This window comes from Polaromonas sp. P4_F6, assembly GCF_056401275.1.
Genome location: NZ_JBFUJQ010000006.1, coordinates 263,530 through 277,168, shown reverse-complemented (window position 1 = coordinate 277,168; position 13,639 = coordinate 263,530). Strand labels below are relative to the sequence as shown.

The window sequence follows — 13,639 nt, the reverse complement described above, 5'->3', positions numbered from 1 at the left end:
CAGGCGTGCCGGTTTTTCACCTTCGGTTGATATGGATCAGGCCCTCCACCACGGCAGGCCTTGAAGATCCCTCTCGCCGCCCATGGCAAATACCCCTCACATCCATGAGGCTTGACCTTCCCACGGGGGGAAGGTCTACGCTTGTCCGTGGGCCTGGTCCAGGTCTGCAGAATGGAAAAGGAAACCCGCCATGAATCACACACACCACGCCGCGCCGGGAGGCGTACACGGCACAGGCCACATGCCGCCCGCTTCACCAGCCGGGCTGAAGGATCCCGTCTGCGGCATGAACGTCAGCACGGCGTCCGCACACCACCTTGAACACGAAGGAAGGCCTTACTACTTCTGCAGCGCCGGCTGCCTGGCCAAATTCTCCGCCGACCCGGCGGCCTATGTCGGTGCGCCCAAGGCGGCGCTCGAACCCACACCCCCAGCGGCACGCGAGCCTGATGCGAGCCAGGGCGGCGAAACCCTTTACACCTGCCCCATGCACCCGGAAATCCGGCAGGACCATCCAGGTAACTGCCCGATCTGCGGCATGACACTGGAGCCCGTCATGCCCAGCCTCGATGACGATGAGAATCCGGAGCTCAAATCCTTCACCCGCCGTTTCTGGTGGACCTTGCCGCTCAGCGTGGTGGTCACGGTACTGGCCATGTTCGGCCACCAGCTCGGCTGGTTCAACATGGCCGTGCAAAGCTGGATAGAGCTGGTGCTGAGCCTGCCGGTTGTACTGTGGGCTGGCTGGCCCTTCTTCGCGCGCGGCGCGCAATCGGTGGCCCACCGCAGCCCCAACATGTGGACCCTGATCAGCCTGGGCACGGGGGCGGCCTTTGCCTACAGCGTGGTCGCCGCTCTCGCGCCCGGGGTGTTCCCCGATTCGTTTGTTTCCATGGGCCGTGTGGCGGTCTACTTTGAAGCCGCGGACGTGATCATCTCGCTGACGCTGCTCGGCCAGATGCTGGAGCTGAAGGCGCGCTCGCAAACCTCCGCTGCGATCAAATCGCTTTTGGGCCTGGCGCCCAAAACCGCGCGGCGCATCAAGGCCGACGGCACCGAGGAAGACGTGCCGCTGACCCATGTGCACGTCGGCGACAGCCTGCGCGTGCGCCCCGGTGAGAAAGTGCCGGTCGACGGCATCGTCACCGAAGGCGGCAGCGCCGTCGATGAATCCATGCTGACCGGCGAGCCCCTGCCCGTGAGCAAACGCCCCGGCGACAAGCTGATAGGCGCCACGCTCAACACCAGCGGTGCCCTGGTGATGCGCTCAGAGCGCGTCGGCGCGCAAACCATGCTGTCGCAAATCGTGCAGATGGTGGCGCRGGCCCAACGCTCCAAAGCCCCGCTGCAGCGCATGGCCGACCAGGTGGCCGGCTGGTTTGTGCTGGCCGTGCTGGCCGTGGCGGTACTGACTTTCCTGGGATGGGGGTTTTTCGGCCCGCAGCCAAGCTGGGTCTACGGCCTGATCAACGCGGTGGCGGTACTCATCATCGCCTGCCCCTGCGCGCTGGGCCTGGCCACGCCGATGTCCATCATGGTCGCCACCGGCAAGGCGGCCGGCCAGGGTATTCTTTTTCGCGATGCGGCGGCCATTGAGCATTTGCGCACCGTCGACGTGCTGATCGTCGACAAGACCGGTACGTTGACGGCCGGCAAGCCGGCGTTCGACCGCGCGGTCCCCGCCACCGGATTCAGCGCCGACGAGGTGTTGCGGCTGGCCGCCAGCCTGGACCAGGGCAGTGAACACCCGCTGGCCGACGCCATTGTGGCGGCGGCGCGCGAACGCGGCCTGCCCCTGGATGCGCCCGAGAACTTCGAGTCGGCCAGCGGCATAGGCGTCAGCGGACGCGTGGCCGGCCGGCAGTTGGCACTCGGCAATACCGCGCTGATGGCGCAAGCCGGTGTGACGGTGGATGCCCTGCTGGCCCAGGCGGAAGCGCTGCGTACCGAAGGCGCCAGCGTGATGCACCTCGCGGTCGACGGGCGGCTTGCCGGCCTGCTCGCCGTGGCCGACCCGGTCAAAGCCAGTACGCCCGAGGCCTTGGCGGCGCTCAAAGCCGCCGGCCTGCGCGTGATCATGGCCACCGGCGACGGCCTGACCACCGCAAAGGCCATCGCCGGCCGCCTGGGCATTGACGAGGTGCACGGCGGCGTCCAGCCGGCCGACAAGCTGGCGCTGGTCAAGCGCCTGCAAGATGAAGGCCATACCGTTGCCATGGCCGGCGACGGCATCAATGACGCCCCGGCCCTGGCACAGGCCAATGTGGGCATCGCCATGGGCACGGGCACCGACGTGGCCATGAACAGCGCCCAGATCACGCTGGTCAAGGGTGATTTGCGCGGCATCGCGCAGGCCCGGAAAATCTCGGAAGCGACGATCGCCAACATGAAGCAGAACCTCGGCTTTGCCTTTGTCTACAACGCGCTCGGTATACCGCTGGCCGCGGGCCTGCTCTTTCCCTTCACCGGCTGGCTGCTGTCGCCCATGATCGCGGCCCTGGCGATGAGCCTGAGTTCGGTGTCGGTGATCAGCAATGCGTTGAGGCTGCGTGGAAAACGTTTGTAAACGCCGCCTAATCAGGGCTGTCTCCGCCCGGTTTGATGGCTATGCTCCGATAACAAGGCGCCCGCCCGGCGCCAGCCAGACTGGAGACACCATGGCCACGATCTACAAGGAATTCATCGTCGACGCCGGCATAGACAGTGTCTGGGATGCGCTGCGCGACTTCAACGCGGTGCACCGGCGCCTGGCGCCGGGCTTTGTGGTCGATTGCCAGCCCGGCGAAGGCAGCCGCACCGTGACCTTTGCCAACGGCATGGTCGCGCGTGAAGTACTGGTAGGCCTCCATGAGGCGGCGCATCGCCTCAGCTACACGGTGGTCGGCGGCAAGGCCAGCCACCACCATGCATCGGCGCAACTGTTTGCCGAGGGTGAAAACCGGACCCGTTTCGTCTGGATCACCGACGTGCTGCCCGATGCGCTGGGGAGCTACATCGACATGATGATGACCCAGGGCGGGGCAGTGATGCAGCGCACGCTCGGCACGCCGGCCGCCTGAAGCCGGGCGAACTCAGGCCGGCCGCTTGGCCAGCAGGGCCCAGACGCCAGCCATGGACAGCAGCGAGCCACCCGCGAAATTAAACCGCCGCTGCGCGCGCGGCGAGGCCAGCAGGGTACGCGCCGAAGCGGCAAACACCGCATACAGCGTGGCATTGAGGCCGGCCATCACCACAAAAGTGGTGGCCAGTATCCAGAGCTGGCGCGCCACGTCGGCGCCCGGGTTGATGAACTGGGGCAAAAAGGCCACAAAAAACACAATGCCCTTGGGATTGAGCGCTGTGACCAGGTAGGTATTGCCGAACAGCTTCCACAAGGAGCCCGGCGCCTCGGGCGCGGTGGCCTGCAGGGGCGAGATGCCGGCACGCAACAGCTTGATGCCCAGGTAGAGCAGGTAGAGGCCGCCCGCCAATTTGACCACCGTGAACCAGAAAGCCGAGGCCGCCAGCAAAGCGCCCAGGCCGAACAGCGAGACCACCAGTGCCGTGGAATCACCGAGCGCCACGGCGGCGACCAGCGGAATATTGGCCCGCTTGCCGTGCGCCATCGAGTAGCTGATGACGGTGAGGATGGTGGGGCCCGGGATGATGAGCAGGACGGCGGTTGCAGCGACGAATGCGAGCCAGAGCTGGAGGGACATGATGGGTGTTTCCGAAGTGGCGGGTCAATGAAGGGATTGGGTTTCATGATAGCGCCGGCCGCCCGCATCTGCCTAAAATCGCCCATGCCTTTAGCCGCCCCACCCAAGCCCCCCGCGGTTGCCGCATCGCCCGCCGCGGGCCTTTTCACCGACGATAGCCGCACCACGCGTTGCGCCTGGTGCCAGGCAACGCCCCTCTACCGCAACTACCACGACAGCGAATGGGGTTTCCCGGTGGACGACGAACGCCGGCTGTTTGAAAAAATCTGCCTCGAGGGCTTCCAGGCCGGCCTGAGCTGGCTGACGATTTTGAACAAGCGCGAAGCCTTTCGCAGCGCATTCGCCAACTTCGACGCCGAGCAGGTGGCGCGCTTCGGCGCGCGCGATATCAAGCGCCTGCTCAACGACGCGGGCATAGTCCGCCATGCGGGCAAGATCGCCTCGACCATCAACAATGCGCAGCGTGTGATCGAGCTGCGAAAAGAGTTCGGTTCGCTGGGCGCTTTTGTCTGGCGGCTGGAGCCCGAGGCCAAAAGCCGGCCCGCGCGCATCACGCATGAGGCCGTCAAGGCCATGCCGACCTCGCCGGCCTCCACCGCGCTGTCCAAGGACCTCAAAAAACGCGGCTGGACTTTTGTGGGGCCGACCACCATGTATGCCTTTATGCAGGCCATGGGACTGGTCAACGATCACCTTGAGGGTTGCGCCAGCCGCAAGGCCGCGCTGGCGGCGCGCAAGGCGTTCACGCCACCGCCCCTGCCCTAGGTTACAACCAGCGCGCGCGCTTGAAGCGCCAGTAGAGGAGAGAGCAAGCCACCACAATCATGCTGATGGCCATGGGGTAGCCGTAGCGCCATTTGAGTTCGGGCATGGCTTCGAAGTTCATGCCCCAAATGCCGGCAAAGGCGGTGCAGACCGCAAAAATACTGGCCCAGGCCGCGAGCTTCTTGGTCACTTCGCTTTCCTCGATGGTGACCATCGCCAGGTTGACCTGGATGGCGGTGCCTATCGTGTCGCGCATGTTTTCGATCAGCGCATTGATGCGCGACAAATGGTCGACCACATCGCGAAAATAATCCTGCACGCCGCTGCAGATCTGCGGCACCCGGCCGCCGTGGAGCTTGCTGGCGCCTTCGAGCAGCGGCGCGACCGCATGCTTGAGGATCATCACGCTGCCTTTGAGTTCGTAGAGCCGCTCGATGTTCTTGCGCGCGGCGCCGGGCGTGAAGATTTCCTTCTCGATCAGTTCCAGCTCGGTCTCGAGGTCGTCGAGGATGGGGAAGTAGCGGTCAACCACCGCATCCATCAGGGCATACAGCACAAAACCCGAACCGTGGCGCAGCAGCTCGGGCTCGCGCTCGCAGCGTTCGCGCACACCGAGGAAACCTTTGTTGCTGCGGTTGCGCACGGAGAGCACATAATTTTTACCGGTGAACACGTCGACCTCGCCAACGTGAAGCTCGCCCGGCTTGTCGGTAGAGGGCTCCACCAGGTGCAGCACCGAGAACAGCGAGGCGCCGTACTCTTCTATCTTGGGTCGCTGGTGGCCGTGCCTGGCGTCTTCAACCGCCAGCTCATGCAGGCCGAACTCGTGCTGCATTTCCTCGAGCTCTTCCGGCGTGGCGTCCTGCAGCGCCACCCAGACAAAGGCATCGGGCCGGCAGATGTAGTCGCTGATCTCGCTGACCGGGATATCGGCGAGCTTGGTGCCGTTCTGGTAAACCACACAATTGATAAGCATCTGATGTTTCCCGCAAGTTGGCTGCCTGCGTGAATTCTGGCACAGCGGCTCTGAAGCGCAACTGCGCCCTCGCCGCGGTATCCCTTGCCCCGTTAAGCAGGCCGGCGCGGAACCACCAGCTTGTAGACGGACTGCTGCAGCACCTCGCCGTGCTGGTTGATCGTCTGGCTGCGCACCACGACCCGGCCACGGTCCGGCCGTGAGGCGGAGGGCGTCACGCTCACCACTTCGGTCTCAACATGCAGCACATTGCCGGGACGCGTAGGCTTGGGCCAGCTGATTTCACCGCCCGCGCCAATGATGCCGCCGGCCAGCGGTAGACCACCGCCGACCAGCAGGCGCATGGTGACGGCCGCCGTGTGCCAGCCGCTGGCCGCCAGGCCGCCAAACAGCGTGGCCCTGGCGGCTTCATCGCTCAGGTGAAACGGCTGGGGATCAAACTGCGCGGCGAACGAGGTGATCTGCGCCTCATCAAGAGCATGCTCGCCACTGACGAAACGGTCACCAGCCTTCAGGTCGTCGAGATAACGGAGTTCCGGAACGCCTGTTTCAGAAATATTGCCCATGCATTCCTCTCTTTTTGAGGCGGTACTCAGGCCGCGGCCTTGGCCGCCATCTGCCGCGGCAGCAAGGCCTCGCGTATCGGCAGGTTCACCAGCGCAGCACCCGCAGCCAGCACGATGTCCATGTACCAGACCCAATCATAGCTACCGGTGACCTGGAAGACATAGCCGCCCAGGTAGGCTCCCAGGAAACCACCGACTTGGTGGGACAGCATGACCACGCCGAACAGCATGGCCATATTGGTGGTGCCGAACATCTTGGCGACCAGGCCCACCGTGGGCGGCACCGTCGAGAGAAAGGTCACGCCCATCACGGCCGCGAATATCAGCATCACGGCCGGCGTCTTGGGCGCCAGCAAAAATACCAGCACCGCGAGGCCGCGCGTTGCATACAGCAGGGCCAGCAGCGACTTCATGCGCCAGCGGCCCACGGCCCAGCCCATGCCCAGGCTGCCGACGATGTTGAAGAGGCCGATCATCGCGAGCGACCAGCCGCCGACTTCCGGCGGCAAGCCGCAGGCCGCCACCACGCCGGGCAGGTGCGTGGCCAGGAAGGCAACGTGAAAACCGCAGACCAGGAAACCCGCGGCCAGGTAGCGGTAGCTGGGTGTGGCCAGAGCCTCGCTGATGGCCTGGCGCGCGCTCAGCGCTTTCACGCCCGACGACGCCGCGGCTTGCGCTGCCAGCGCGTTCGAATTGCCTTTGAGAACCAGTACCGCCGGCACCGCCAGCAGCACCAGCGCGCCCAGCCACTGCATCGCACTCGCCCAGCCGACAGCGGCGGTGAGGCCGATGGCAATCGGCGCCATCGCGAACTGGCCGAAAGAGCCGCCTGCATTCACGATACCGGTCGCCAGGCCGCGCTTTTCCGGCGGCACCAGCCGCGTGCTGGCAGCCATCAGCACCGAGGGGCCGGCCATGCCGGCGCCTCCGGCCGCAAGCACGCCTATGGCAAAGATCAGCCCGGCCGTGCTGGTCATCAGCGGCGTGATGATGGTGCCAATCGCCACCAACACCACACCTAGAAAGATCACGCGGCCCGTGCCAATACGGTCAGCCACCGCACCGGCAAAGGGCTGCGTCAGCCCCCACCAGAGCTGGCCGAAGGCGAAGGCCAGGCTGATGCTGCCTATGCCCAGCGCGGTCGAGGTGTTGAGCGCCGAGAGGAACAGGCCCATGGTCTGGCGCACGCCCATGGTGAGGGCAAAGGTGCCGCCTGCAGCCAGCAGCACCAGCCATATGGCGATACGGCGGGCCGGCTGTGCGGTGGAAGGGGCGGCGGGATGGGAAGGCTCGGGATTACTCATCATCAGCTCCGGATTCAATGGGGGACAAAAGTTCCAGGGATTCATTGACCAGTGTGTGCAGGGCCAGCACGCGTTCGACGCCCAGCAGCGCATTGAGCTGCACCTGCGCGGCTTTCCAGTGCACGCGTGCCTCATCGCGCTTGGCGCGGCCCGCGGCGGTCAGCACCACGGTGCGGCTGCGCGCGTCGCTGCCCGCGGTGAGCTCAATCCATCCGGCGTCTATCAGCGGTTTGAGGTTGCGCGTCAGCGTGGAAGCACTCATCTTCATGTCGCGCGCCAGTTCACCGGGCCGCATGGGCCCTTTGAGCGCATAGCTCAGCAGGGAATACTGCGTGGTCTTCAGCCCCGCCTTGGCCATTTCAAGGTCATAGTGGTGCGCAACGCGGCGCATCAGCTGGCGCAGCTTGAGGTTGGTGCAGCCCTGCACCTTGAGCTCGGCCTGGGTTGACAGGCGGTTTTTCTCGTTCATAATTTGATTGTAGCTACAACTATTGCATATGCAATACTTATGAACAACATGACCCCACAAGACACATTGACTCAATGGATGGAACAAAGCGCCGCGGTGCGCGCCCGCATGGAAGGCGGCGGCGGCAGGCCGGGCCTGGCACGGCCCGAAGAGGTGGCCGGCAAAACCGGCATGGAAGTGATGACCGCCATGCTGGCCGGCAAGCTGCCCTACCCCCATATCGCCGACACGCTGGACTTCGCGCTGATCGAGATCGAGCCCGGCAAGGCCGTGTTCCAGGGCACGCCGCAGCTCAAGCACTACAACCCGCTGGGCACGGTGCACGGCGGCTGGTACGCCACGATGCTGGATTCCGCCGTGGGCTGCGCCGTGCACACCATGATGCCCGCGGGCCGGGCCTACACCACGGCCGAACTGAGCATCAACATCGTGCGCGCCGCCTCGCACAAGACCGGGCCGCTGCGCGCCATAGGCACGGTGATCCACTGCGGCCGCCAGCTGGCCACGGCCGAGGGCCGCATCGTGGGCCCGGACGGCAAGCTGTATGCGCATGCGACCACGACCTGCCTGGTGTTTGAAGTGCCACAGAAATAGCACCGGCCAAGCGCGCGCAATGCCGGGCCGGGCGGATTGAAAGAAGGGTGTGATATCCGATGCGTTTTCAGTCACGGCCCGGTCTTAAGCAGGCAATGGCCGCACATGACAGAAGAAAGGCGCAGACGCCGTAGATCCATTCAGGTGGCGCGACCGGTAACAGCAGGCCGGCAAGCACAGGACCCATGCCCGCGCCCATGTCCCGCCAGACCGAACGCGTGGCGAGGGCCTGTATGCGTCCGGGTCCCGGTGTACGAAGCGCCACCAGCGCCGGCAATAGCGGCAACAGCAAGGCACGCAAGATCACGATCACCAGCGAACACGTCCACAGCCAGCCGAAGCCAAAACCCACAAGGGCCGCGGAGGTCAGCACGGAAAGGCCCACCAGCAGAATCTCGATGCCGTATTTCTCGGCCATGCGGCCGCCGACGGAACCCAGGAGAATTTCCGCCAGGTAGCGGACCGACAGCAGCAGGCCTGCCACGATGACCGGATTGCCCGGCAACAGGTCACGGCCCAGATAAGACAAACCGATGATGAACAGGCCGTCCAGCACCAGGCCTTCAATGAACGACCAGGTATCGAGGCTGCCCGGGAACCTGGCCTTTTTTGTGGCCGGCGGCTCACCATGGGGGGCGGTCGGGAGCTGTAGCGTAACCAGCAGCCCGACCACCGCGACAGCCGCGAACACAAAAAAGATGACTCTGGGGCCCAGCCAGAGCGCACACGCACCGCCCAAGGGCAATGCAAGCATGGGCCCCAAGGCCGTAAACGCGCGGGATCGCCCCGCCCGGCGCGCGGCACCTTCCGGCTCGGCGGTGGCCAAGGCCTGCGTGGCCAGGTTGAGCGCGGCAAAAGCCAGGCCCCACAGAAGCCGCAAGAGCAGCAAAGCGACGAATCCCGTGAATGTGGCGTAACCCAGCGCGCATACCGCGGCCGCCATCACCGCCAGGGAGCAGGTGAGCCTCTCGCCGTTGCGGGCATAAAACTTCGCCACCATGCCGTAACCGGCGATGCGCACGAGGCGATTCGCGGCCAGGAGAACGCCCGCTTCGGGCAAGGTGACGCCAAACGCGGGCGCGAACATCGGCAACAGCAGGTAGAGCACCGTGTCTCCCGGAAGTGACAGCCCGAGCGCCATGGCGGCATGGCGTGAGTTGCGGTCCGGGTCAGGGGCAATGGGCTGTTTCATGGACCGCATGGTGCGCGTCGTCGCCACTCCCGACAAACGATATTCGTGCGCAGCACGTGTGAGAAAATGACACGCATGTCGCCCCGCTTACCTCCGTTGAATGCGGTCCGTGCTTTCGCGGCAGCGGCGCGGCATCTGAGCTTCACCCGTGCGGCCCTTGAATTGCACGTCACACACGGCGCCATCAGCCGCCAGATCAAGACGCTGGAAGCTTTTCTGGGCGTGGACCTGTTCGAACGAAAAACCCGGCAAGTCCACCTCACGGCGGCCGGCCATCAGTTCCATGCGCAGGCCGGGCCCGCGCTCGATCAAATCGGCGAAGCGGCCCAATCGCTCAGGGCGCGGGTACCATCGCGCGCAGTGAGGGTTAACGTCAGGCCTACTTTCGCCGTGCGCTGGCTGATTCCACGGCTACCCGGGTTCGTGGCAAAGCACCCGGACATCGAACTGCAGATGATGACCAGCACGCTGGCACCGGATCAAGCGCCTGAGGCATTCGACCTTGCCATCCGGCGGAGCACCAAGGGATGGCCGCAGGCGATGCAGATTCGCCCATTCCTGGAGGACGAGGTCCTGGTCGTTGGATCTCCCGCATTGTTCGCCCATCGCCCGGTCACCGATCCGCAATCCTTGGCCTCCCACGTTTTGCTGCTGTCGAAATCGCGCGGCAATGATTGGAGCAACTGGAAAAAGCATGTGAATGCGCCCGAGCTGGAACCCGCCAGCTGCCTGCAGTTCGAGCACCTGCATTTTGTCCTTCAGGCAGCCGTCGACGGGCTGGGTTTCGCGCTGGCACCGACAACCCTGATCGCCCACGACATCGCTTCGGGACGGTTGACCTGCCCTTTGCCTGAATTGCGGATGGCGCTGAGCCGCCACTACTTTGGCCTCGCACCGGGTGCAACACCCGAGACGGAATGCTTTGTGCAATGGCTCATGGAAGAAATGAAAACCGCACGATAGGCCCAGCAAGCCCGCCGCTTGTTCCCTGCGTCTTTGAACTCAGGCTGCGAGCCACGACATTCCCATGGCGCAGATCCGCGGGCTGCTGGAGATCGAACTGAGGCAAATGCCGGGGGAAACGGAGGTCCCAGCCTGCTCCAACCCAAGAACAACATCATTCTTCAGGTATGCCGCTTCCCAACCCACAACCCGGATCCCAACAACACCCCATGAATACACCTGCATTGAGCGCCGCCATTTACATTCGCCACCCCGCCCTTGCCGATGAGCGCGCATTTCTTTCCGCGGTACAGGCAAGCCGCAGGCTTCATCACCCATGGACAGCCCCGCCCGACACACCGGCCCTGTTTCGCGCCTACATCGAGCGCATGAGCCTGCCTGCCAACTGCGCTTTGCTCGTCTGCCGCCGCGACACCCACGCTTTGGTAGGTGTCATCAACGTCACAAATATCGTGATGGGTTTGTTTCGCAGCGGCTACCTTGGTTACTACGCCTTCGCGGGGCATGAACGGCAAGGCCTCATGCGCCAGGGACTGCAGGCCGCCATGGGCCATGCGTTCAGGTCACTCAAGCTTCACCGCCTGGAAGCGAATATCCAGCCGGCGAACGCAGCCTCAATCGCCTTGGTCGCTTCCTGCGGGTTCACGCAAGAAGGGTACTCACCGCGCTACCTGAAGATCGGCGGCCGCTGGCGAGACCACGAGCGCTGGGCCATCCTGGCCTCGTAGCACAATGCCCAGATGAGGCTCCCGTTCTCCGTCCAGGTGTTTCTTGTTGCCAGGCAGGGATCAGCCTGGTCAATTCTCCTGCTTCAACGCAACGCGCGGCCGGAACTCGGCTTGCCGGACTTCTGGCAGGGCATTTCCGGCGCACTGGAACCGGGGGAGTCCTACGAGGCAGCGGCGATTCGCGAAGTGCTTGAAGAAACCGCCATCAAACTCTCGTCCGCAAGCGACACCGGTTTCGAGCAGGTTTTCCCCATCAGGCCGGAATGGCGTGAAACCTACGGACCGGAGCCGGCGCAGGTGCGGGAAAAGGTTTTCTACGCGATAGTTCCGGAACAAATCCAGCCCAAGCTCTCGCACGAGCACAAGGCATCTTGTTGGTGCAGCGAGGCGCAAGCCTTCGCGTTGCTCACCTTTGCCAATAACGCGCAATGTGCCCAGGCTGCTTTTCGGGCGCTCAATGATGCGAAAGCGTAAGCCCTTCCTTCAATCACCCGGCGCCCACAATTACACCCTGACGATCACGGATCGTTGAACGGATTTTCCGCAGCCCCTTCTGTAGCTGAGAAAGCGTGGCTGCGCGTTTCCTCTTTCGTCCATCACCGTGCTGCAAATGGTGCACGCGTTGACATCCGAGAACGCGCCGAACCCACACGCCTGCAACTGCCACCCTATCAATGACGGAAGATTCAGTTTCCGATGGGTGGGTTCAATCATGTGCCTGGGCAAGGGAAATCTGGCGGCAAATCTTTCGACCAATTCCGCAGAGACTTCATAACAACAAGGGTGCGCGCCTGGCCCAAGTGCCGCGACCCAGTTTCCAGGGTGATCCCCGCTCCTGGATATCAGGTCCGCGGCCTCCTTCACGATGCCACCCAAGGTCCCTCGCCAGCCAACATGAATTGCCATGACGGCCGAGCCATCCGAGCGCGCCAGCAAGACCGGAAAGCAATCCGCGTTGGCAAGCGTCAGCAATAAATTGGCCGTTGCCGTAAAAAGCCCGTCGGCTTCCCCTGCTTCACTTCTCTTTTCGTGGACGGTGCAAATCCGCACACCGTGGACTTGCGTCTTGACAGGGCGGTCATTCCAGTACGGAGCCGCGAATTGCGGCAAGGGCTCTGCCATGTTGCCGAAGCCGTGATGGATATTTTGGATTTTTGACAGTAGAGGGCTGACAAGCAATTTGGCGCTCCAATCTGGAAGTACATAACATCCTGCAATCGCGGCATTCACGGTTTTCGATGACTGATGAATTGGATCCGAGCCACAAGCCAGTAGTTACCGGAGTTACTGTATCAATACGGGGCCAGCGAGGAAAAGCCAAGACCCCTGGCTATCCCCGCTAGGGGAGTTTGTCCTAACAAACCACAATGACGATGTGGGCCGGACGCTTCTGCGCGAACCGATGCGATCTCGCTCTGGTATCCGCCGAAGAACAAAAGGGTGCCAGCGCGTCGATGAGGTACTAGGCAACCCCCAACGCGTTGACCGGAATCTTGAGATAGCTGACACCGTTTCCTTCAGGCGGTGGCAAGTCGCCCGCGCGGATATTGACCTGGATGGAGGGAAGCATCAGCGTGGGCATGCCGAGCGTGGCATCCCTTGCCGCGCGCATGGCCGCAAAAGCATCCTCAGAAATACCGTCACGCACGTGGATGTTGGCCTTGCGCTGCTCGCCCACGGTGCTTTCCCATTGCGGCATGCGCTCGCCGGGCGGGTAATCGTGGCAGACGAAAATCCGGGTTTGCGCCGGCAACTGCAGCAGCTTGTGGATGGAGCGGTACAACTGGCGGGCATCGCCACCCGGGAAGTCCGCGCGCGCTGTTCCCACGTCAGGCATGAAGAGCGTGTCGCCCACAAACACCGCGTCACCCGCCCGGTAGGCCATGTCCGCCGGCGTGTGCCCGGGCACGTGCAGCGCGGTCATCTCCACCTCGCCTATCGCGAATGTCTCGCCGTCCTTGAACAGGTGGTCGAACTGGCTGCCGTCCGGTGCGAATAGAGGCTCCAGGTTGAAGATTTTCTTGAACGTGGACTGTACGGCGCGTATGTGTTCGCCAATGGCAATCTTGCCGCCGGTGCGCGCCTTCAGGTAATGGGCTGCCGACAGATGGTCGGCGTGCGCATGGGTTTCCAGAATCCACCCAACGTGAAGGCCTTGTTGCTCCACATAGGCCAACACGTGGTCAGCCAGCTCCGTGCTGGTGCGCCCCGACTTGAAGTCATAACCGAGCACCGGGTCGATGATGGCCGCCTGCCCCGTGCCGCGATCCGCCACGACATAGGTGACAGTCCCGGTCACGGGATCAAAAAAGGCCTGGGGATTGAGCGGGGTTTGCATGGACCGGGTTCTTTCATTCAAGGCGCGCACCCCTACATTATATGTT

General features: G+C 63.7%; 15 protein-coding genes. 7 read left to right on the top strand and 8 right to left on the bottom strand.

Annotated features, from left to right (window positions below; genetic code table 11):
* Window positions 1-190 precede the first annotated feature (190 nt).
* Both AC1DUN_RS16470 and AC1DUN_RS16465 read left to right on the top strand, forming a co-directional pair.
* The gene (locus tag AC1DUN_RS16470) at window positions 191-2,566 is read left to right on the top strand and encodes a heavy metal translocating P-type ATPase (protein ID WP_477714894.1); all 2,376 of its coding nucleotides are present in this window, start codon (window positions 191-193) and stop codon (window positions 2,564-2,566) included.
* 91 nt (window positions 2,567-2,657) lie between these two features.
* Complete coding sequence (locus AC1DUN_RS16465) at window positions 2,658-3,059, top strand: SRPBCC family protein (protein WP_477714893.1); 402 nt, start codon at window positions 2,658-2,660, stop codon at window positions 3,057-3,059.
* A gap of 12 nt (window positions 3,060-3,071) precedes the next feature.
* Here AC1DUN_RS16465 and AC1DUN_RS16460 read toward each other — a convergent pair whose 3' ends face one another.
* Window positions 3,072-3,698, bottom strand: a complete 627-nt coding sequence (locus AC1DUN_RS16460) for a LysE family translocator (protein ID WP_477714892.1) — start codon at window positions 3,696-3,698, stop codon at window positions 3,072-3,074.
* A gap of 84 nt (window positions 3,699-3,782) precedes the next feature.
* Here AC1DUN_RS16460 and AC1DUN_RS16455 point away from each other — a divergent pair, with 84 nt between their 5' ends.
* Window positions 3,783-4,463 (top strand): DNA-3-methyladenine glycosylase I, encoded by a 681-nt coding sequence (locus tag AC1DUN_RS16455; RefSeq protein WP_477714891.1) that lies wholly within the window; start codon window positions 3,783-3,785, stop codon window positions 4,461-4,463.
* A 1-nt stretch (window position 4,464) separates the two neighbouring features.
* On the opposite strand, the gene AC1DUN_RS16450 is transcribed toward AC1DUN_RS16455, so the two are convergent.
* From AC1DUN_RS16450 to AC1DUN_RS16435, 4 genes are all read right to left on the bottom strand, one after another.
* Entirely contained in the window at window positions 4,465-5,439 is a 975-nt protein-coding gene (locus AC1DUN_RS16450; RefSeq protein WP_477714890.1) for a magnesium and cobalt transport protein CorA, read from the bottom strand.
* Between the two features lie 92 nt (window positions 5,440-5,531).
* On the bottom strand, window positions 5,532-6,005 hold the full coding sequence (locus AC1DUN_RS16445) for a MaoC family dehydratase (protein ID WP_477714889.1): 474 nt from the start codon (window positions 6,003-6,005) through the stop codon (window positions 5,532-5,534).
* Window positions 6,006-6,031: 26 nt separating this feature from the next.
* On the bottom strand, window positions 6,032-7,309 hold the full coding sequence (locus AC1DUN_RS16440; RefSeq protein WP_477714888.1) for an MFS transporter: 1,278 nt from the start codon (window positions 7,307-7,309) through the stop codon (window positions 6,032-6,034).
* A complete protein-coding gene (locus tag AC1DUN_RS16435) occupies window positions 7,302-7,778 on the bottom strand; it encodes a MarR family winged helix-turn-helix transcriptional regulator (protein WP_477714887.1) in 477 nt (158 codons plus the stop codon). The genes AC1DUN_RS16440 and AC1DUN_RS16435 overlap by 8 nt, the downstream gene beginning before the upstream one ends.
* Window positions 7,779-7,826: 48 nt before the next feature.
* Here AC1DUN_RS16435 and AC1DUN_RS16430 point away from each other — a divergent pair, with 48 nt between their 5' ends.
* Window positions 7,827-8,372 (top strand): PaaI family thioesterase, encoded by a 546-nt coding sequence (locus AC1DUN_RS16430; protein ID WP_477714886.1) that lies wholly within the window; start codon window positions 7,827-7,829, stop codon window positions 8,370-8,372.
* Between the two features lie 67 nt (window positions 8,373-8,439).
* Here AC1DUN_RS16430 and AC1DUN_RS16425 read toward each other — a convergent pair whose 3' ends face one another.
* Window positions 8,440-9,573 (bottom strand): MFS transporter, encoded by a 1,134-nt coding sequence (locus AC1DUN_RS16425; RefSeq protein ID WP_477714885.1) that lies wholly within the window; start codon window positions 9,571-9,573, stop codon window positions 8,440-8,442.
* A 66-nt stretch (window positions 9,574-9,639) separates the two neighbouring features.
* Here AC1DUN_RS16425 and gcvA point away from each other — a divergent pair, with 66 nt between their 5' ends.
* The 3 genes from gcvA to AC1DUN_RS16410 all read left to right on the top strand — a co-directional run bounded on the left by gcvA (window position 9,640) and on the right by AC1DUN_RS16410 (window position 11,729).
* Window positions 9,640-10,527, top strand: a complete 888-nt coding sequence (gcvA, locus tag AC1DUN_RS16420; RefSeq protein WP_477714884.1) for a transcriptional regulator GcvA — start codon at window positions 9,640-9,642, stop codon at window positions 10,525-10,527.
* Window positions 10,528-10,736: 209 nt separating this feature from the next.
* Window positions 10,737-11,255, top strand: coding sequence for a GNAT family N-acetyltransferase (locus AC1DUN_RS16415; RefSeq protein ID WP_477714883.1), 519 nt, complete (start codon window positions 10,737-10,739; stop codon window positions 11,253-11,255).
* Between the two features lie 12 nt (window positions 11,256-11,267).
* A complete protein-coding gene (locus AC1DUN_RS16410; protein ID WP_477714882.1) occupies window positions 11,268-11,729 on the top strand; it encodes an NUDIX hydrolase in 462 nt (153 codons plus the stop codon).
* 30 nt (window positions 11,730-11,759) lie between these two features.
* On the opposite strand, the gene AC1DUN_RS16405 is transcribed toward AC1DUN_RS16410, so the two are convergent.
* Both AC1DUN_RS16405 and AC1DUN_RS16400 read right to left on the bottom strand, forming a co-directional pair.
* Window positions 11,760-12,485: a purine nucleoside phosphorylase YfiH/LACC1 family protein gene (locus AC1DUN_RS16405; protein ID WP_477714881.1), complete on the bottom strand. Its 726-nt coding sequence runs from the start codon at window positions 12,483-12,485 to the stop codon at window positions 11,760-11,762.
* Window positions 12,486-12,717: 232 nt separating this feature from the next.
* On the bottom strand, window positions 12,718-13,593 hold the full coding sequence (locus AC1DUN_RS16400) for an MBL fold metallo-hydrolase (protein ID WP_477714880.1): 876 nt from the start codon (window positions 13,591-13,593) through the stop codon (window positions 12,718-12,720).
* Window positions 13,594-13,639 lie beyond the last annotated feature (46 nt).